Here is a 21418-nt window from a genome sequence, read left to right as displayed (position 1 = left end):
CAGGAGGCCTAGCCGGCCCCATTTCCTGTTAGAACAACAGGAATGGTCTTGAGAAGAATGTAGTAGTCAAGGGAAAGTGAGCTGGACTTCTGATAATCAACGTCGATCGTAACACGCTCATCGAAACTGAGTTGATTTCTACCAGAGACCTGCCACAATCCGGTCAAGCCGGGGGCGCTTTTGAGAACTTCTTTCTCAAGTCCTCTCATTTTCGGTAATTCTCTTGGGAGGTAGGCTCGTGGGCCAACCAGACTCATTTCTCCAACCAACACATTAATCAACTGCGGAAATTCGTCAAGGCTGTACCGGCGTAACACGCGTCCGATTGGGGTGATACGCGGGTCATCTCTCAACTTGTGAAAAATCTCATATTCCTGGCGACGGACGGGATCCGTATCGAGGATTTGCTGCAACTTTGCTTCAGCGTCCACATGCATTGTTCTGAACTTGTACACATTGAACAGCCGGCCATCTTTACCCATCCGCTCCTGCATAAAAAACACAGGACCACGAGAGGTCAGCTTGTTGAGCAGAATAATTGATGCAAAAAGAGGTGCAAGCAGGATAAGCCCCACAAATGCACCGATAAAGTCTGCTGTCCGCTTCAGGACAGCCTGCGTCATAAACCAGAAGCTGTTGCCAGCCAGGTTGAAGCCCGCAGCTTTGTTACCCGTCAACCCTTTGATATAGAGCTGTCCTTCCTCGCTGCGACGGGTGACATAAATATTTTTGAATACAGGCCGCTCAGCGTGTCCCTGCAGGAAACTTGCCTCCTCATCAGGATCCAGTGCCACAACAACGTTGTCAATCTGATGTGTTTTGGCAAGCGAGTGGTACAGTTTCAGGCTTGAAAAAGCCGGCACACCAATTCTGTGCGTGAGCTGTAGATCGTCTTGCAAAATTGCTGCTGCTTTGAGGCCAAGCTCAGGTGCGCGCTGCAAAGTCGTCAAGGCTTCAAGCCCCTCCTGCCCATTGCCAATGACAAACGCAGCCTGTCCCCACCAGTTGGCGCGGGCATACATGATACGCGCGAGTACCCGAAAGAAGGGCACAATCAGAATGAGCAAAGGACCCGCTATGCCAAGCCACAATACCATATGCACCCGAAACTGAGGCACAAACAACACAGGTACCGATAGGCCGGCGATGACCGCAAGGTTCGCTTTACAAAGCGACAAAATCTCCCGTTCCGGGCGAATAAGTACTGGCCGATAGAGGCCAAAACTCATGTATGCCAGAGGAAAAAGAGAAAACGCGTAGATAACGGCGCTTACTGCTGGCAATTGCAACCCTAACACCATGCTACTGATGATCAGGATGTTGATTACCGTACAGAGTGCGACGATATCTGAAAATACAAGCGTAGCCTGGGTCAGACGCTTGCGGGTCGACAATTTCTTGTTGTTCAAGACCGACCGACGGGTCGTCTTGGTATCCGTCACCGAAGCGGAGGCAATGGGAGCAGCTAGTATATCTTCAACGTACACTTTCACGTAACTTTCTAGTTGCTATCTGCTGACGAAAACTCGGAATAAGCCCTTGCCACTGCATCCTCAAACTTTTCTTGAAAACACGCCACCGAAAAGCGGAGCGCGTTTTCCCGAATGCGGGTATGGCTTAGTTTACTGTATGTGTTTTCTAGAGTCTGAACAGCCTCTTTCAAGCTCGCTGTAGTTTGCTCGAAAAAGAAAATCCCAGTCTCTCCGGGGAGAATCGTTTCAGTAGCGCCACCTTTACCAAAGGCAACACAGGGTGTCCCACAGGCCTGCGCCTCAACGGGGACAATGCCAAAATCCTCTTCTGCCGCAAAAACAAATGCTTTTGCGCACCGCATGTAGCGCTTGAGTTCATCAAAAGGTTGATACCCAAGCATCTCGACATTTGGCGTGGCTTTGGCTGCAATTTTGTCATAGTCTGGCCCGTCGCCAATGACGACCAGCTTTTTGCCTGGCATTTCAGCAAAAGCTTCAACCACCAGGTCTATCTTCTTGTAGGGCACCAGGCGTGATGCCGTCACATAGAAATCTTCTTTGTCCTCACAGAGTGAGAAAGCATCGGTATCTACAGGCGGATATACCACCTCCGCCCGACGCCGATATGTCTTCCAAATACGACGTGCCACCGTGCGTGAGTTGGCGATGTAAGCATCTACCCTGTTCGAGCAAGACACGTCGTAGATCCGCATGTAATGCAGAATAATTTTTGCAAGAAGTCCTTTCAAACCCTTTTCCAGTCCGCCTTCTTTCAAGTACTGGAAATGCAAATCCCAGGCGTAACGCACTGGACTATGCACATAACTGACATGCATCTGATCTGCGGTTGTCAACACGCCCTTTGCTGCAACGTAACTCGAAGAAACAACCACATCGTATTCGGTGAGGTTGAATTGTTCAGTTGCAAACGGTACAAACGGCAGATAATTTCTATACTTGGACCGGGCAAAAGGCAGCCGTTGAATAAACGAAGTGTTAACAGATTTGCCCTGAAGAAATGCGCGCTGGTCATCCGGCAGAAAATCAATCAGACTGTATATCTCACTTTGAGGGATGACGTTTATCATCTGCTCAAGCACCCGCTCAGCACCAGCGTAGACTGGAAGCCAGTCGTGCACTATTGCAGTACTCAGGTGCTTGGGAAGGACATTACCGCCTGCCTCCAAGGGCTGCAGCGCTGGCTTAACCGCTTCTGGTACATTGATAAGACTAACGTCGCTGTACATGGGCCTTAGACAGTCGGAAAAAATGTCACTTGAAAGACAAAAAAGTTGAATTTTGTGCCACGCTCCAGCGTTCTGTATACGCGCAATTCATCTCTGCAAAGTTCGGACATCAACTGTTGATTTCAGTCTCGAATCTATACTGAGTGTGTCACAAAAATGTGCTCTTTTAACATGGCGAAAAGATGCTGCGGTAGCAGGTGTCACACAAAAGGCGCCTGAAAAGTGATGTGATGCGTTTTCCGGCTGATTTGTGCGTTTTGCAGCTATATCAAATTTACGGAAGTGTCGAGCTGACAGCGCAAGGATCTGGACATTAAAACAGGCCCTTATGGATACAATATGGGCCTTTCCGTGCGCCAAAAGCGACACTGTTCACGCGCCACCACTTTGCGCCACGGACCTGCATATCGCTACGGCAACACCCTGACTATCACCTGGTTAGTGCAGCGTAGAAGCCGTCACTTTTTGCTGTTGTTGCTGGCCATGCATCCACTGAATTGCATACTGCATGAGCGCTGAAACAGAGTCGAGGCCAAGCTTCTCTTTGACGCGCCGGCGGTACGTTTCAACCGTCTTGCGACTCAGGTTCAAATCCTTGGCGATCATCTTGATATCAGCCCCCTCCCCCAGCTTCCGAAAAATGGCCATCTCACGATCAGTAAGCTTACCAACAATGAAGCCATTTTGCTGCTCCTTCACCACTTTGCCAAGGATACGCGACGTCATGCGCCGGCTCAAGTAGACCTCTCCTCGCATAACACTGCGAATGGCTTCGACAATGTGCCGCGTAGGTTCACTTTTGGCAAGGTATCCCAGGGCACCGACATGAATGGCACGCTCAGCATAGGCAAGTTCATCGTACATCGAATATATCAACACCTGGACGCTTGGGTGCTGCGCCCGGATGGTTTGTACAAGATCGAGCCCGTGGGCATCTTTTAAAGAGATATCGACAATCGCTACATCCGGGTGCGCGTCGGGTATCATCCCAAGTGCTTCTGCTGCTGAGCTTGCCTGCCCACAGAGTTCCATGTCGATTTTGTCTCGAATGGTAAAAGCCAGTGCTTCCCTTATGGCCGGATGATCATCAACAACGATGACCCGGATCTGGCGCGAGAAAATGCTATTGGTTTGCGGGGGGGCCATTGATCCGAAAGTAGTATTCACACTCACACTCCTGACACGGTCGCATCAGAGCTCGACGCTTAGCAGCTACGCGGCGCAACATGATCTCACAAGAAAATGTGCGAAACCGGGTGCCTGCCCATCGACAAGGCGGAAACGACCAGATTTTTACTCGATTACGGAGATTCCCTGATCCTGGAGAGGAATCGAAAAAATAGCCGCCCGGTTTTTTGCAGTAGAGAACCAGGCATCGTCCTGTCAGCTCTTGTCCGGGCATGCGTTTTCGCATTGTGAACCCGTTGGTGTAGCTGGTTGATACAAACGGATGTACCGTGTACAGGATATTAGATCTGATGGGGGATCAACGCCCGTTTTGGGACATGTGAACGTTGCCAGATCCGAGGCATGTGTCAAATTATTCGATCAGGACAAGGAAAGGCGCGACTTTTGGTGGAAAGGTCGTATGTAGTTTTAGCGCATATAAATGTGCTAAAGTATGGGGGATCGCTATGCGCCAAACGGATGACACCCTGTGGGGCGAGGGGAAGTTGATCGCCGAATACAGGGTAATCTCTTCAACATTCGGCGTTACTTGTTCGGTGTTCGGTATTTAACTTGCAGTCTCCTCGCATGTGTTTTACAGAGCCCTCTTTCATCTCTGAAAATATGGCAAATGGCGTAGGGCGGGCGCGAGACACACCTCTGGCCGGCTGCGCCGACCTGTCTCCTCTCGAGAGGAGACTTTTTGTAAATGGCACCCAAAAAAGCGCTCGACACTAAACAAAAAAAGGCGTGGATTTTTGCGGGCCGCATCAGCAAGCATTGATGCACTTCGGCCGGCAAAAATCCACACCCTTCGCCTCTAGGGCTTTATATCCTACTGTTTACGCAGGGCTTCCAGGGATATCTCCCTGTCCGTAGCGCCACTGTACAGCGTACTGTAGCAATTCAGCTACCGTATCAAAGTCCAGCTTCTCTTTAACGCGGCGACGATACGTTTCAACCGTTTTACGGCTGAGGTTCAGGCGCTGCGTAATTTCCTGGACGCTATACCCTTCGCCCAACATTTGAAATACTGCCATTTCGCGATCGGTCAACTGATCGATAGCAAAGCCCGGGCTAGAAGACCGGCCGGTGGCAATTTTGCTGAGCATGCGCGAGGCCATGCGGCGGCTCAGGTATACTTCACCTTGCATCACGCTGCGAATCGCTTCGACAACGCTCTGCGTAGGCTCGCTCTTCATCAGGTAGCCCGATGCGCCGGCGCGAATAGCACGTTCTGCGTACACGCTCTCGTCGTACATCGAAAATACAACCACCTGCACATTCGCATACTGTGCCTTGATATTCTGTACCAGGTCCAACCCGTGCGCATCTTCAAGAGAAATGTCGATTACAGCAACGTCAGGCTGGAGTTTTTCAACCAGTTGAAATGCTTCGTCAGCAGTACTGGCCTGGCCCACCAGTTCAATGCCCATTTTATCTGTGATAATATCCGCAATAGCTTCACGAATTGCTGGGTGATCATCTACTACTACCACGCGGATTCGACTTAATGAAGCCTTATTAGTATCCATAGTTTGTATATTGCTATCAGGAGAGTACATCAAATTACCTCTAATTGTCGCGTTGCACGCGAACTGTTAGCCTCACGAATTATTTTTAGAACGAATCAATAATTATTCGTGGCCCAGCTCTTCGACCGATGTTTGATGTTAAACTGCCGGTAAACCGGTATCGGTTGTGCAAGTACCTGCAGACTGCAATCAGCCATCGTGGGTTAGTATCGGAGCTATCTATGCATCTTTAAGATGCACCGTTTTTAGCCACGTCCTCCTTGTGTACAATCTGGGTTAATTCTTGTCTTATTTTATTTTCTTGTAAGGTACACCGTACTATCGTTCCGGCCCCTTTCTCTGACTTAATTTCGAAGCCACCTTTTATGGTTCTGGCGCGATAAGCCATACTATTCAGCCCAAGCGATTTGCCTGTGCGAATAGACGGATCGAATCCTTTCCCGTTATCGGACACCTGGAGCACAATAACATTGTCACTGAGATCCATTGAAATGGTGATCTCTGTTGCCTCAGCGTGTTTGAGCGCATTGTTGGTTGCTTCCTGAACAATGCGATACAAATGCATTTTCGTGTCGCGCTCCCATACGTCGATCATGCCATCGGTAACGTACTGGCATGTGACACCGGGAAGCGCATTGGTATTGTGAGCAAGCTCGTTTAATGCGGTTGCCAATCCTTCGTAGAACAGCTGCGTAGGCGTCAGGCCACGATAAATCTCGCGCACCCGCTGTGAGGCCTGGCCGGCAAAGTCTGCGACTTTTTTGGCCTGCCCATAGCTGTCTCCTTCATCTTTTAATTTCTCTGCCAAATTCTGGCTCAACATTCGAACACCAGTAAGCAACTGGCCAACCCCGTCGTGCAGGTCTCGCCCAATGGTCTGCTGCTGCTCTTCAAGCGTCTCTACCATCTGCTGCTCAAGCCGGATACGCTCCGTTACTTCGATACAACTGCCCCAGATACGGACCAGCTTGTTTTCATCGATAGTGCCTACCGCATTAATCACAAAATGCCGAACAGCCTGCTCGTCGGTTGAAGCCGCGTATTCATGGTTAAGCAACCGGTATCCCGAGCGTACAAACTCCTGGATGACACCAATTTCGAGATGTGGCATCACCCGGCTCATGGGTTTCCCCTCCAGCCTTTCATGTGAGGCTGTGCCCAACAAGGCAGCCATTACAGAATTGCACTCAGCAAGACTTCCTCGTGCAGCTATAATGCGAACCTGCTCGTCTTGCGACACCGATACATCCACGCCTTCTTCCAGCTCAATACGCCAGATCGCTTCAGATGTCGTGTCAACAAATGTTCGATACCGCTCTTCGCTATCCCGCAGCGCTTTTTCAGATATCTGGCGCTCGAAGTAGGTAGAAAGTAAATCACCCAATACACTTAGTACCCGGCTGTCAGCTTCCTGCCATTCAGGCGGGCGTCCGCCATATTCCACGCCGAGGTATCCATGCAATTTGCCTTGCGGCGAGAGTACGGGGACAGCAAGCGTGGTCTGTTCGCCGGCAGAAAGGGTGCGAGACAACTTTTTGCCGTTCCATTTGCACACAAGGCGCTGCACCGTGCTGTCGACACCCGGCCCAAGATCAATAAATATGTTTTCGTCAGATGCTTCTACTTTGCGTTTCCATACGCGGGGCAGCATCACGCCGTGTTCATCCACCGGTACTTCTTGCAGAAGCAGTTTATCTGAAGGGATTTCAACAAAATAGACAGTTTCTGCGCCTACCGCTTCCCCCATCAGGCCCAGCAACTTCTCAAAATCGATCAACTCGTCTGATACGAGTTTCTGGGAAGCCTCTACAAGCGCGCTTTCAACGCGGAGCCGGTGTTCAATCCGGAGCTCCTGCTGCCGATTGACCGTTACATCGCGTAATACATCACGGTAGACACCGATATAACCGACTTCTGTATGGTTTTCGCGGAGCGGGGTAATGGTTAGCGTTACCTCTCGGGTGCGCCAATCTTTCAATACCAGCGCATCGCGTCCCGACCACGTTCCCCGCTCACTGATGGCCGCGAGGATATTGGGATCGGTTGCAAATTGCAGAGACTTGTTGCGGGTGAGGGCTGAAATATGTTGCCCAATGACTTCATCAGATGTGAGGCCAAAGATGATTTCTGCTCCCGCATTGAAGAACACAAGCCGGCCAGACAAATCCGTTGCAACAATCGCCTCGCTCACCTGCGCCAGGATCGTCGACTCAAGCTCGAGCCGCTGTAATGCGTCTTTCGGAATGGCAATGTCTTCTGTATCCGTTGCGGCCATGTGTAAATCGCTTTGGGCTATTATGCTTCCCAATTCCATAGCAATCCTTTGTAATGCTGTCTCGTCATGAAATGACCAATCGCGACGGGAATCAGTAGCTTCCAGTCCCAGGACGCCCCAATAGGTCTCATTAATCATGATCGGCAGTAATAGCGCAAACTTTACGCCCAACTGCTTAAAAGCGTCAGCAGCTTGCGTATCAAACGGGTGACGAACACCGCCAACAGGGATGCCCTGCGACAACTGGAGGTACCAGGAGGCGTAACGTTTGCGGACAGGATTTGCCGTTTCTGTAGTTATGTTCTTTTGCCGAAACCTGAGAGATTTCCAGGTATGCAGCATTCGGATTCGATGTTGAACAAAAGAACCCGGTCGACCATGCACGTGCCGCGCCAGGAAAACGCGGTCAACATCTAGCGTTTTACCAAGCGACTGAAGCACGTCTCTGAAAGAGGTGCTACTTTCGCTGTTTCGGTAAAACTGGCGCTTGGCAGCAGCTACCCCAAAGAGGAGTTGCACAAACCGACGCTCGCGCCGACTCAATAGCCGTTGCTGCACGTCCGGCTGCCATTGACCGGTTTCGAATCCCGAATGTAAAGCCAAATCAGCCTCGGAGGTTGAATGAATAATAGACTTTCAGCAACAGAACAACCTTTGAGTTCAGATTGGCAGGCAGGTTGAAAGGCATCACACCCGCACCTTCTGGAAACGGGTATTTTCTTTTCACTTACTTGGCCGCCAATCGAATCAAAGCCTGTGCCATTTATTATCCGGGGAGCATTCGGCTTGATTGTATAGCAGGTAATGTGTGTGGAAGCTACAACAGGCATTCAGCCATCCGATGCAAAACATCGGATGGCTGCACCCTGCTACAGCTGTTATGTATACAGATATTTATACCACAATCTGTTCATAAATATCGAATCTATTTTTAAATCAGTTGTTAGCTGTGGTTATCTGGATAGCGCCAGTGCGTCCATCCACGCAGGTTCAGATCACGTGTTTTGGCTGATTTCATATCTCATTGTGAGACGATAACCATTAATTAAGTTATCAATATTTCTTTCGCCTCACATACAGTAGATCAACCAATGCAGCAGCATCCGCATCCTACGAGGAGTTTCTGGACCGACGTATTTAACAGTCGATTTGGGTTTTAAATGTCACAGGTGTGTGCTCTTTCGATCCAAACTGTATTACATCTGTTGTATCAGCCAACTTCTTGCAATGGAATGAGTAACTAGGGCATGCAGATTTCCGGGCAATAGCGTGCCCCAGCCCCCTAGCTACAGCAAATCTTCTATGTTTCAGCCAAAACGCGCCGAACATCGCCTTCTCCTGGCATGTGCAAAAACCCAGGGGTACCAAACAAAGGTCAACGACACCTTCGAAGACGCCAGCCTCGACTGGATGTATGTCTACGCCCTTGCTGACCACCACCGCATTACGCCCCTGCTGTATTTCTTTCTTCGCAGCAACCCGCAAATTGAAGTGCCAGAGCAAGCGGCTGCCAAAATCAAAGCACACGCCGGCAACCTTGGCGTAGCCAATCTCTTTCAGACAAAAGAACTGACAGGCCTGCTTGCCGACATTTCTGGCGCGGGCCTCGAAGCCATGCCATTCAAAGGGCCTGCCCTCGGACAATACCTCTATGAAAACGTCGGACTGCGTCCTTTTGGCGACCTCGACATCCTGATTCACAGAAAAGATTTCACGCCGATCAAAGCCTTGCTCCTGCAGCGCGGCTATAAACCTTATCGGGAATTCTCGGCTGAAGAAGAAGCGCGCTTCCTTGCCACACAGATGGGCTTTGAATTTGTAAGCAAGGATGAGCGCAGTGTCGTCGAGGTCCACTGGTCTTTTTTAAACGCCGTGCATTCGTTTCGCCTCTCTGAAGCAGTAGTGTGGAAGGAACGGGTACAACTGGATCTGGCCGGCGATACCGTTGAAGTTTTCTCACCGGCACACCTCCTCGTTTATCTATGCGCCCACGGATCGAAAAGCCTCTGGGCACGGCTTCGGTGGGTTTGTGATGTAGCCGAGCTTGTTGCAAAACACCAGGATGAAGCATTCTGGACACAAGTACTACAAATTGCGCACGCCAGCCGCGGCACCCGCATGCTGCTTACCGGTTTACGCCTCGCGCATGCGTTACTTGCTGCGCCCCTTCCCGACCACATACGCCGGCTTGTATTGAAAGACGAACAAGTTGCAACGCTCTCAGCTGATGTGGTCGCATCCTATTTTGCTCACTCACCAGACGGGATGCATACCATTAACCCAGTTACGTTTCATCTAAACATGCAGGAACGTTTTATCGACCGACTGCCTTATTACAAACACCTATTCCAACTTTGGACTAGCCCTTCAACCAAAGATAAAGCTTTTGTCGCTTTGCCCCGATACCTTGAGTTCCTGTACGTCCTTATCAAACCCATCAGGATGATCGTTCACCGCAACAGGTAACCAGGAATAGCAAGGCTGTAGTGCAATTACCCCAAAAGCACTATGAAGCATGCGCTTAACCTCCCCCCCGCAGGCAAAAGATTTCCCTACATTCATCACTGCATTTTTATCCGCGATAGATCTCGAAATGGAATTGAGAAGAAAGTCAACATCCGCACTGGCACACCGCGTAGACCATACAATCACCGTACTAGGCGACAGCATGGTACCGGAATTCTGCCCCGGCGAAGTCTACCATTACATCCCTACGGATCACGTTTTTTATGACGGGGTCTATGTAATTATGCTCGATGGCTGCGAAATGGTAAAGCAAGTACAACGTCTGCCTGGCGGCCGGCTGCGTGTTACCAGCATAAACGAGCGTTATGCACCATTTGAAGTAGAAGAAACGAGCCCTTCAATTGAGGTGAGAGGCCACAGCCTACACATGGCCGGCGGTCCAGATATCCTTTTCCGCTCACATTAGAAATTTGTATCTTGATCCTGCTGGATCAGTACAGCCTAAAACAAAAAAGACGAGCCGTGCATCCACCAGACACGGCCCGTCTCACCCAGCAGGAGGTGTTGTTCTTATCATGAAACACTAGAATGATACCTAATTATTTTAATACAAACAAGCCTTTCGTCTAATTAAATTAGTATTAACACTTACTTAACATAATTATACACACTACAGCTACAACAGCTTTACAACACCACCATAGCGTTGTACCTTGCTGACATCACCCGTCAGTCAATCAGGAAACACACGACATGCCTGCTCCTTTTGCGTCAACTCGCGAGCGGTTTATCGTCCAGGCACTGCAAGCTATAGCAGCCGCCAAAGCACTCAACTGCACGTTACACGCAGATGGATGGATTATTGAGCTCTCAAGACCCTTAGCGCGTACACTGGTGTATGGGTATACGTTTGATCTGAATAGCGCGAGTGCAACCGCTGTGGCCAATGACAAGGCCGGTATGAGCGCACTCCTGGATACAAAAGGTATTCCGCACGTGCCCCATCATCTGGTACTTTCCCCAACGGTACTCACCGCAGCCCCCGATGCCTGTGCAGACTTGCGAAACGAACAGTTGCACCGCATGGCTTCTGCTGTTACCTATCCTCTTGTATGCAAGGCCAATCAGGGCTCGGGCGGCAACCTTGTCTTCCGCGTCGATAGCATGCCTGAACTAGACAAGGCGGCAGACATCATTTTCACCACCCAACGTGCCCTGGCCCTTTCGCCTTACATAGACATCCAGCAGGAATACCGGCTTGTTATGCTACGAGGCGAAGTATTGCTTGCTTACGAGAAAATCCGCCCAACAACCCGAAGAAAAGACCCGAGACACCATTGGCAACATAACCTGGGCCGGGGTTCAATACCAAAGCTAATTCCACCCGAGACAATCAAAATCCTCGCACCCCTCGCAGCGGCAGCCATGCATGCAGGCAACCTGCAAGTTGGCGCTGTAGATATTATTAACTCGGCTGCAGGCTACCAGGTACTGGAGATTAATGCCGGCATTATGCTCGAGCATTTTGCGCGACTGCACGAGGATGGCAGAAAACGCGCATCAGCCATTTATGAAACCCTCGTCGAAGCCTGCTTTGATGCCCGCTAACAGCCGAAACAAGCGGCCTACTCCCCTCTTCAGAAGTCACCGTTACACGGATCAAAATAGTAGGTATACGATTGTATCTTGCATTCCTCGGGCATCAACCATTGTGATCTGCGCATGACGAACAAGGACATCGGGAAAATTCTAAAAAACACGGCTGCCATGATCGATTTGACGGGCGGTAATCCCTATCGATCAAGAGCTATGGCGAACGCTGCGCGAAACATAGAACGCGCCGAAGAAACCGTTGTGCAACTCGCTGAAGCCGGCAACCTGAAATCAATTCGCGGTATTGGCGACGGGCTGGCAGATCAGATTAATGAAATTATTGCAACCGGGACGTTTCAAGCCCGCGAAGACCTTATTGGCGCGATCCCGGCCGGCCTCATGGAAATCTTGCGGATCAAAGGCCTCGGCGCAAAAAAAGTCCGTACCCTCTGGCAGAAACTTGGTGTCACAACCATCAAAGAGCTTGAGGAAATGGCAACCACGGGCCAACTGGCCACCGTGGATGGGTTTGCAGAAAAAACCCAGGCAAACGTGCTGGCCAATATTCAACTGCTCAAAAAGTATGTTACGCGGCGGAGGTATGCAGACTTGTATCGCCTGATCGAGACTGTACCCGATATGCTAAAAGCCTTACCGGCGGTGTCCGATGCGGCTTTTGCAGGAGAAATCCGGCGTAAAATGGAAACTGTTGGCGAAGTCATCCTCGTGGTAGCCTCGGATGACGCCACGGTTGTTGGCGAAGCCCTAACGCCCTGGCTAGACGCCCCGGCAACTCACGATGCATCCGCCAATGCCCTTTCTGCGACCGTGGCTGATGGTATTCCATGCCGGGTATTGCTGGTAGATACAGAGGCATATGGTACAGCCCTCTGGGAGCAAACGGGCAATGACAACCACGTAAAAGCATTCATGGCGCAGCATGGCAGTCCTGCCAGCGGTGCCACAGAAAACTCCATTTACGAGGCAGCCGGCCTGGCTTTTATTCCGCCTGAACTCCGCGAAGGTGAAGGAGAACTTGAAGCTGCTGCCAATAAGACATTGCCGGCGTTAATTATTGCGGATGAGCTAAATGGCACGCTGCACAATCACTCAACCTACAGTGATGGCGCCCATACGTTGCAGCAAATGGCTGATCGGGCTTATGATATGGGTCTCTCCTATTTTGGTATATGCGACCACAGCCAATCTCTTGTTGTAGCACATGGACTCGCAGCCGAACGCGTGGCGGAACAACAGGAAGAAATTGGCCGGCTCAATGCACAGTACGTAACTGAAAAAGAGCGTCCCTTTAAAATCTTCAGTGGGATAGAAAGCGATATCCTGAACGACGGAGCGCTAGACTACACAGACGACGTACTGGCCAGCTTTGACTTTATCGTGGCAAGTGTGCATACGCGGCTCAACATGCCCGAAGACGAAGCCACTGCACGCGTTTTGAAAGCGGTGGAAAATCCTTACACATCAATTCTTGGGCATCCAACAGGCCGCATTTTGCTGGTTCGTGAAGGATACAGCCTCGACTATGATGTTATCCTTGAGGCCTGTGCACGTAACAATGTTGCAATCGAATTGAACGCCAGTCCCTATCGCCTGGATCTCGACTGGCGATATATACGAAAAGCCACGCAAATGGGTATATTGATTTCAATCAATCCGGATGCGCATGCCATGGATGGATTACACGACATGCACTGGGGCACAGAAGTCGCCCGCAAAGGGTGGCTGACAACGGACCAGTGCCTGAATGCCATGCCACTGGCAGATTTTGAAACGTGGCTTGCCGCGCAAAAAGCCAAGCGGCCGGCCTAGGCTTTTTACCGAACCGGCCTCGGGACCAATCGGATTTCGGAGCAAAGAAACGACTATGGATCGTACGCCAAATTTCTTTTTCTCATTACCCGGCTCGCGGCGTGGTCGTAAAAGATCCGTTTCGATCTCATGGTCTTATGTGGCAACGATTGTCGTACTAACTTTGCTCACTGTTGGCGCTTGTGGCGGCCTCTTCTGGTACTTGTCTTTTGGCTTTGGCGCTCCTCCCCCACAATCGGTGGCTGTGCAGGGCATCCGTTCGCCGGCTACCATCAGTTGGCGGCAAAGCGGCCTCTCCAAGATTACAACAGACAACCTGGATGCTACTGCCGCAGCTATGGGATATGCTCACGCAATCCAAAATCCGTGGCAAATGATGTTATGGCGGCAAACAGCCATGGGAGAGTTGTCTGCCTGGTTCGGCGCCAGTCTCTTAAGTCTCGACCGATTTAACAAGCAGCTTCGTTTCGCCGCTCAGGCGGAAAGCACCTATGAAGCCCTTCCCGCCGAGCATCAAGCACGCCTGCGTGCCTATGCAAACGGCGTAAACCGTGCAATTGGCAAACGCCGGCTCATGGCGCACGACGACTTTGCCTTCCTCGGTGCAGATGCAGCCCCCTGGGCGCCATGGCATGGGTTGGTTGTAGAACGCCTTTTTGCCTGGCTGGCAACAGACTGGGACATCGATACCTCTGCGCTCGATACCGCACAAGCCGAAACATGGGCCCAACTTATTGCAGCGGACCAGGCACTTCACGAGTTTCTTCAGGTTTATGATTTAGCGTATAGTTTTACCGGATCCTGGGATGACGGCCCAAAAGAATCAGGAAACAGTTTCTTCTACCAACGCCTGGTTTACGGTGCTACATCTACCCCAATATTTCAGGAAATCAACCTTGCATACAACAACCAGCCAGATCGCCTGCTGGTGACCTTGCCTGGCTCACTGTTACTCCTGGCATCGCACAGCACACCTGCCAAATGGGCTTTCTTGCCAAGAAGCACCCTTGCCATAACGCCACAAACTCCAGGTTTACCGGCAAGTACCTCACACGAGCGTATCACCAACCGTGACGGCACCGAATTCCTTGCAACCTTTACCCACTACCCGGGCTTACTTTCGCTTGCCCCCACAAAACCCAACGACTCGACAACCTATGCGCTCAACTGGCCCGGATTCAGTATACAAACTGACGTATTTGAATCCTGGCAGGTGCTACAAAACAAGCCACCGGCTGCATACCAGTTATTCACCGGAGATGGTTTGTGGCAAGCAAACAACAACATGCGCATCCTGGGCAGTCCCCAGCGTGTAGATTCACTGGCAAGTGGTGGTATTCTGATGGGCAATACGCAATGGATGGGCTACATCGCTGCCCATATGGATTCTCTCTACACAAGCTTGCCGGCCCAGCTTAATCCTAAAATATGGCCGGCTGCATGTCACAATCCATGGGCTGCCGCCTATGCACCAGGCTTTTTTGCGCAAATAAAGGATGCGCCCGAGTTACAGGCTCCCATCTACCAGGATGCCATCACATATCTCCGAAACTGGGATTACTCGTACGCTTCTTCCAGTATTGGCGCTGCCATTTTTGAAGGATGGCTTGATCAACTGGGATTCTCACAGGCGCCGGCGCGCCTCAACCTGGCCGATTCACTCAACACAACACAATTGCGGACCACGTTCCAGCAAACTGTTGATGCACTGGATACCGCGTTTGGCCCAGACCTGAGTCAGTGGCGCCTCGAACAGGCACAACCGGTGCGCCGCTTCTACGCCGCATGGGTTGCGGACTCACTTTACAGCGCAGACAAAACACCGCTTTCTGTTACCAACTACGCGCCGCTCATATTTCCGGGTAAAGGAGATGTAACGACCCTGTGTACCGGCTCATTCCTTTCAGCAGAGAACCGTCCTGTTTCAACAGCATGGGAGTCATGGGAAACGTCGCGAGTAGAAAAACACGCATGGTACTGGCGCAAAAATGTAACCCCGAAGTCATTCCTGGAAAGGTATCTCATTTCGAACCGGCCCAGCATGGAATTCAGATTACATGCCAATGAGAAAACTGATAATGAGACGCAAATCCTGCCGGCATCATGAGGGGTAGGCACACCTTGTATGTGGGTATCGATGCCGGTGGATCAAAAACCCTTGTGGCCGTGCATCCAACCAAAGCACAGCCTGACGCTGACCTCCCCGCAACAATCCGCTATGTTGAAGGATCAGGCATCAACCTGAAGCAAAAAGGGATGGCACAAGCCCTTGCCGCTTTACACCACATTGTCATAGATGCCCTTGGCACACCAACACCGGATGCTGACGTTGTAATCTATGCCGGCATATCCGGCGCAGGCCGCCCAGCAGATCAACATACCCTCAGAGACGGCTTGACCAGCCACCTGGCAGCCTTCAATCCACACGTTGCCATCGTAACAGATGCCGACCTTGCGCTGCTTGCTGCACATCAGGAGCAGAGTGGCATCCTCTTCATTGTTGGGACGGGCTCTATCGTAATGGCACGGACGCGCCAAGGGTCAGTTGTGCGTGCCGGCGGCTGGGGACGACTGATTGGAGATGAAGCCGGCGGCTACCGCATAGGACAAGCCGCACTGGCTGCTGTGGCTAACGCAATGGATGGGGGGCCAGCCACGCAATTGGTTGAAGACCTTGCGGCTGCCAAAGACATTTCCTCACCAGATGCACTGATTGATTTTGTATATGCCCCACAAACCAGCCTGCAACACATTGCCCCACTGGTCTTTGCCACAGCAGAACGTGGCGACGAGGTTGCCGGCCAACTCGTCCACGAGCAACTCGCCTCGCTCACTGAACGCCTCGAATGGTTGTACAACAGGCATCCCGATATCGATCAGCGCTTGGCTTTTGTAGGCGGCCTCGTCAAAAATGCCTGGTTCAGCAAATGCCTGACAGCGCACGTCCAGACCCGGTATCCGGATATGTTCTTTGTCAAACCAGCCGTATCACCTGCTCAGGCAGCATTACAGGCAGCCATGAAGCTCATATAGCCAACCTGAGCGTATACCTGCCGTTTTACATGCTTAGTGATCGACGGCTTCTGGTGCTTCGTTCGGGTAACGGATTTCTTCGACCATATCCTGCACCTCTTGCGGTGGTTCGTTGGTCATCAGGGATATGATGATGGTCGCCGCAAAATTCAGCAGCATACCCACAACCCCGATCCCCTGTGCATTGATACCGAGGAAAGAGTCAATGATTGGCTCTTCCATGCCCGGAATTACATTCTGCGCGCGCATCAGGACAATCATAATAAACGTAAACGCAAGTCCCAGGCTCATGCCCCAAATGGCGCCCTGCTTGTTGGCTCGTTTCCAAAAGATACCCAGGACAATGATTGGGAAGAACGAGGCTGCAGCGAGTCCAAATGCAAATGCAACTACCTCTGCTACAAAGCCAAGTGGATAAATACCAAGAATGCCGGCGAGAATAACGGCCAGGAAAATCATCAACCGACCAACCAGCAGTTTTTGTTTGTCGGATGCATCTGGTTTGATGATGGAGCCATAAATATCGTGTGCCAGCGAAGATGAAATCACGAGCAACAACCCTGAAGCAGTTGAAAGCGCTGCAGCTAACCCGCCGGCAGCTACGAGGGCAACCACAAAGGCCGGCAATGAGGCAATCTCCGGCGTGGCAAGCACAATGATATCTCGATTTATCCCCCCGAGTAATTCTTGCGCACTGGTGGGCCCGCCCTCAGGGAACGTAATCAGGCCAGTGGCCGCCCAGCTTTTGACCCACTCTACATCCTGGAAGTCCGGCCCAAGGGCGGTATACTGTTCAAGGATATAGTATTTCGCAAACATGGCTACAGCCGGCGCCGTAGTGTACAGGATGGCGATAAACAATAAAGCCCAAAAAGCCGACCAGCGGGCAGCTTTTACGCTTTTCACGGTATAGAACCGCACAATCACATGCGGCAAACCCGCTGTGCCCGCCATCAGACACAGCGCAATACACACCACATTGAGCATCGATAAATTAGCAAACGGACTACTGTACGCCGATAACCCAAGATCTGTCTGAATCGCATTCAGTTTAGGGAGAATTTCTCCAATGGCAACCTGCGGGATCGGGTTATTGGTCAACAGCAGTGCAATGGCAATGGCAGGAACCGTATACGCAAAAATCAGCACACAATACTGCGCAACCTGGGTATAGGTGATCCCTTTCATGCCACCGAGTACAGCAAAAAAGGCTACGATACACATCCCGATGATTACGCCTATCGCCAGCGGCACTTCCAAAAACCGACTAAACGCAACACCCACACCAGTCATTTGGCCGGCTACATAGGTAAAGGACACAAACATCGCAGCAACTGCCGCCACAATACGCGCACCCTTCGAGTAAAATCGGGTAGCCACAAAGTCTGGGACGGTGTATTGCCCAAATTTACGGAGGTAAGGCGCCAACAACAGGGCCAACAACACGTATCCCCCGGTCCATCCCAAAAGGTACACAGAGCCGTCGTATCCCATAAATGAAATGAGGCCCGCCATGGAGATGAAAGACGCTGCACTCATCCAGTCAGCTGCCGTGGCTGCACCATTAGCAATAGCAGAAACCCCCTGGCCGGCGACATAAAACCCCTTCGTGGAAGCAACGCGGCTTCGATAACCGATATACAGGTACAGAGAAAAGGTCACCCCAACGGTAACCCATGTCCAACTTTGGATGTCCATAAAACCTACTCAGGTGTGTGTACGATGATGGGGTGTATTTGGGTGGGTGCAGCTAGAGACCGGCTTCTTTATCAGCGCGTTCACTCAGCAGCGTATAAGCCAGAATGAGCAAAACAAAGATGATGATAGATCCTTGCTGCGCCATCCAAAAGCCGAACGGTATGCCGTTGAAATCAAACTGGTTGAAATAGTTAACGCCAAGGATGCTAAATCCGAAGGCAACTACAGCCCAGATGATCAGCAGGCCAACGGTCCGCCGGATTTGCTTCTGCCAGTATTGTTTTTTGTCCATCAGGGGTACCTATCGGTTCAAACGGGAATCAACCAGTGATTCCACAACGGTGGGGTCTGCAAGCGTACTGGTGTCTCCCAGGTTTTCGTGGTCGTTAGCCGCAATTTTTCTCAGGATACGCCGCATAATTTTACCAGACCGCGTTTTCGGCAGCGCATTGGTAAACTGGATAAAGTCGGGTTTGGCGATCGGACCAATTTGCGTACGTACGTGTGCAATCAGGGTAGCACGGAGGTCGTCTGTGGCTTTGGTGCCGGCATTCAAGGTCACATAGCAGTAGATGCCCTGCCCTTTGATGTCGTGCGGGAAGCCGACAACGGCTGCTTCAGCTACGTCATCGTATGACACAAGCGCGCTCTCCACTTCTGCGGTGCCGAGGCGGTGACCCGATACGTTGAGTACATCGTCTACGCGGCCCGTAATCCAGTAGTAGCCGTCTTCATCGCGCCGGCAACCGTCGCCCGTGAAGTACTTACCTTCAAAGGTCGAGAAGTAGGTTTCAACAAAGCGTTTATGGTTTTTGTAAACCGTCCGCATTTGCCCCGGCCAGGAGTCGCGAATGGCAAGTACACCCTGCGTGGCTCCTTCAAGGATGTTACCCTCCTGGTCGAGAATCTCAGGGGCAATACCGAAAAACGGCAGACAGGCAGAACCCGGCTTTTGCGGCACAGCACCAGGCAATGGCGTAATCATGATGCCGCCGGTTTCTGTTTGCCACCACGTATCAATAATCGGGCAGCCGCCTTTGCCGACAACTTCGTAATACCAGCGCCAGGCTTCGGGATTAATCGGCTCACCTACCGTACCCAGTAGCCGCAGCGAGGAGCGGTCTGAGCGGGTTACAAATTCATCCCCTTTACTCATCAAGGCACGAATGGCTGTCGGGGCGGTATAGAAAATATTTACTTTGTGTCGATCTACGGCGTCCCAGAAACGGCCGGCGTCCGGGTACGTTGGCACACCTTCAAAAAACACCTGGGTTGCGCCATTAAATAAGGGGCCATACACAATGTAGGAATGGCCGGTAATCCAGCCGACATCGGCTGTGCACCAGAATATATCGCCATCATGGTAGTCAAACACATACTGATGGGTAAGCGACGTATAAACGCAGTACCCGCCCGTGGTATGCATAACCCCTTTGGGTTTGCCGGTTGAACCAGACGTATACAGGATGAACAACGGGTCTTCCGCATCCATCACTTCGGGTTCGCAATTGGCGTCGACAGTTGTGATTTCGTCGTGGTACCAGTAGTCGCGCCCAGCTACCCAATTGATGTCGTTGCCCGTACGTTGCACAACAAACACATGGGAGACATCAGGACAGCGTTCTAGCGCGGCGTCTGCATTTACTTTGAGCGGCACCAGCTTTTTACCGCGTACGCCCTGGTCGGCCGTGATCAGCACAGTGGAGTCGCAATCGAGGATACGATCAGCAAGTGAGTCAGGCGAAAAGCCGGCAAACACTACGGAGTGTACCGCACCAATCCGGGCGCACGCCTGCATGGCATAAGCAGCTTCCGGGATCATCGGCAGGTAGATGGTAACCCTGTCCCCTTTCTTGACGCCGTGCTTCTTCAGCACATTGGCAAAGCGGCAAACATGTGCATGCATCTCAGCATACGTAATGTGGAGCACTTCATCATCGGGATCATCAGGCTCAAAAATCAATGCAACCTGATCTCCTCGGGTAGCCAGATGTCGGTCAAGCGCGTTGTACGAAGCATTGAGCTTGCCCCCTTCATACCAGCGAATGTGCACATCATCACTGGCATAGGATACGTCCTTTACTTTGTTGAATGGTTCAAACCAATCAATTCGCTTTGCCTGCTCGGCCCAGAATGCCTCGGGATCATCAATAGACTGCTGGTATAACTCCTGATAAGCCTCCATCGAGCCAAAATAGGCTTTGTCTTTGTAGGCCTGGGGGGCATCATATTTCTCAGATCTGCCGGAATAGGCTGCGGTGAGTTGATCGTTTGAAGACATCTGCTACTTCCTGATAAACAAGTTAAAGATTACTGATGCCCGATGATCTTCTCCACCGGGCATCTCAGAATACTACTCCGGCCTTGCATTTTCCAGCAAAGCATAAAACTTTTAAACAAGCGACTCTGGCGGGTAATCAGCCAGGTTAAAATCTGGCTCGGGATACTGCGGGTTCATATCGTCCAGCGTATCAACCAGCATCTGCGTGATCACGGCGTTTCGGAAGGTGCGATTTTCAGCCGGCACTACATACCAGGGAGCCACATCTGTTGAACATTTGCGCAGGGCAACTTCATACGCATCCATGTATTTGTCCCACAACTTACGCTCGTCAAGGTCTCCTGGGTTGAACTTCCACCGTTTGTCGGGCCGTACAAGCCGACGCTTGAGCCGGCCCAACTGGTAATCCTTGGAAATCTTTAGCATCACTTTGATGATGCGGGTACCATTATCCGATAACAGTTTTTCAAATGCGTTGATGTGGTCGTAGCGGGCCTTGATCGTTTGAGGTGAAGCCCAACCGTGTACACGTACAATCAGCACATCTTCGTAGTGGGATCGATTGAAAATGCCTATCATGCCTTTTCCGGGCGTGCGTTTGTGTACACGCCACAGAAAATCATGCGCCAGTTCTTCAGGGGTAGGCTTCTTGAATCCGGAGACTACACAACCTTGCGGGTTGGGGTGGGGTGATGATAAAAATACAGCATTGCCAAGCCTTGCTTGAGCAAGGACACACTGAACAAGCCTTTGAATTTTTGACTGATAGTTTAAAACGTCAACCCACTATTCGTGGCTTTAGTTTTTTATTACAGTTAATG

Annotated in this window: 14 protein-coding genes and 2 pseudogenes; 7 read left to right on the top strand and 9 right to left on the bottom strand. The window is 51.2% G+C overall.

Features of this window, described 5'->3' with window-relative positions; translation table 11 throughout:
• Positions 1-8: 8 nt before the first annotated feature.
• From AAF564_11280 to AAF564_11260, 5 genes are all read right to left on the bottom strand, one after another.
• Entirely contained in the window at positions 9-1493 is a 1485-nt protein-coding gene (locus AAF564_11280; GenBank protein MEM8486122.1) for an exopolysaccharide biosynthesis polyprenyl glycosylphosphotransferase, read from the bottom strand.
• Positions 1494-1501: 8 nt separating this feature from the next.
• Entirely contained in the window at positions 1502-2626 is a 1125-nt protein-coding gene (locus tag AAF564_11275) for a glycosyltransferase family 4 protein (GenBank protein MEM8486121.1), read from the bottom strand.
• Between the two features lie 531 nt (positions 2627-3157).
• The gene (locus AAF564_11270) at positions 3158-3865 is read right to left on the bottom strand and encodes a response regulator transcription factor (protein ID MEM8486120.1); all 708 of its coding nucleotides are present in this window, start codon (positions 3863-3865) and stop codon (positions 3158-3160) included.
• A gap of 863 nt (positions 3866-4728) precedes the next feature.
• A complete protein-coding gene (locus AAF564_11265; protein ID MEM8486119.1) occupies positions 4729-5421 on the bottom strand; it encodes a response regulator transcription factor in 693 nt (230 codons plus the stop codon).
• 229 nt (positions 5422-5650) lie between these two features.
• Positions 5651-8299, bottom strand: coding sequence for a PAS domain S-box protein (locus AAF564_11260; GenBank protein ID MEM8486118.1), 2649 nt, complete (start codon positions 8297-8299; stop codon positions 5651-5653).
• 699 nt (positions 8300-8998) lie between these two features.
• Here AAF564_11260 and AAF564_11255 point away from each other — a divergent pair.
• The 6 genes from AAF564_11255 (at position 8999) to AAF564_11230 (ending at position 16618) form a co-directional block, all read left to right on the top strand.
• Positions 8999-10162, top strand: coding sequence for a nucleotidyltransferase family protein (locus AAF564_11255; protein MEM8486117.1), 1164 nt, complete (start codon positions 8999-9001; stop codon positions 10160-10162).
• Between the two features lie 49 nt (positions 10163-10211).
• Positions 10212-10628 (top strand): S24 family peptidase, encoded by a 417-nt coding sequence (locus AAF564_11250; protein MEM8486116.1) that lies wholly within the window; start codon positions 10212-10214, stop codon positions 10626-10628.
• 287 nt (positions 10629-10915) lie between these two features.
• Entirely contained in the window at positions 10916-11770 is an 855-nt protein-coding gene (locus tag AAF564_11245; GenBank protein MEM8486115.1) for a hypothetical protein, read from the top strand.
• A 114-nt stretch (positions 11771-11884) separates the two neighbouring features.
• Positions 11885-13585, top strand: coding sequence for a PHP domain-containing protein (locus AAF564_11240; protein ID MEM8486114.1), 1701 nt, complete (start codon positions 11885-11887; stop codon positions 13583-13585).
• Positions 13586-13640: 55 nt separating this feature from the next.
• Complete coding sequence (locus tag AAF564_11235; GenBank protein ID MEM8486113.1) at positions 13641-15692, top strand: penicillin acylase family protein; 2052 nt, start codon at positions 13641-13643, stop codon at positions 15690-15692.
• Positions 15689-16618, top strand: a complete 930-nt coding sequence (locus AAF564_11230; protein ID MEM8486112.1) for a BadF/BadG/BcrA/BcrD ATPase family protein — start codon at positions 15689-15691, stop codon at positions 16616-16618. The genes AAF564_11235 and AAF564_11230 overlap by 4 nt, the downstream gene beginning before the upstream one ends.
• 33 nt (positions 16619-16651) lie before the next feature.
• On the opposite strand, the gene AAF564_11225 is transcribed toward AAF564_11230, so the two are convergent.
• From AAF564_11225 to AAF564_11210, 4 genes and pseudogenes are all read right to left on the bottom strand, one after another.
• Entirely contained in the window at positions 16652-18316 is a 1665-nt protein-coding gene (locus AAF564_11225) for a sodium:solute symporter family protein (GenBank protein ID MEM8486111.1), read from the bottom strand.
• 52 nt (positions 18317-18368) lie between these two features.
• A complete protein-coding gene (locus AAF564_11220; GenBank protein MEM8486110.1) occupies positions 18369-18608 on the bottom strand; it encodes a DUF4212 domain-containing protein in 240 nt (79 codons plus the stop codon).
• Positions 18609-18617: 9 nt separating this feature from the next.
• Complete coding sequence (gene acs / locus AAF564_11215; GenBank protein ID MEM8486109.1) at positions 18618-20597, bottom strand: acetate--CoA ligase; 1980 nt, start codon at positions 20595-20597, stop codon at positions 18618-18620.
• Between the two features lie 111 nt (positions 20598-20708).
• A pseudogene (locus AAF564_11210) lies at positions 20709-21266 on the bottom strand (PPK2 family polyphosphate kinase).
• A 14-nt stretch (positions 21267-21280) separates the two neighbouring features.
• On the opposite strand from AAF564_11210, the pseudogene AAF564_11205 reads away from it, so the two are divergent.
• A pseudogene (locus tag AAF564_11205) lies at positions 21281-21418 on the top strand (lipopolysaccharide assembly protein LapB).

This window comes from Bacteroidota bacterium, assembly GCA_039111535.1.
GTDB lineage: Bacteria > Bacteroidota > Rhodothermia > Rhodothermales > JAHQVL01 > JBCCIM01.
Note: the sequence above shows the minus strand (reverse complement) of the source record. Positions and strands in the feature narration are given on the sequence as shown.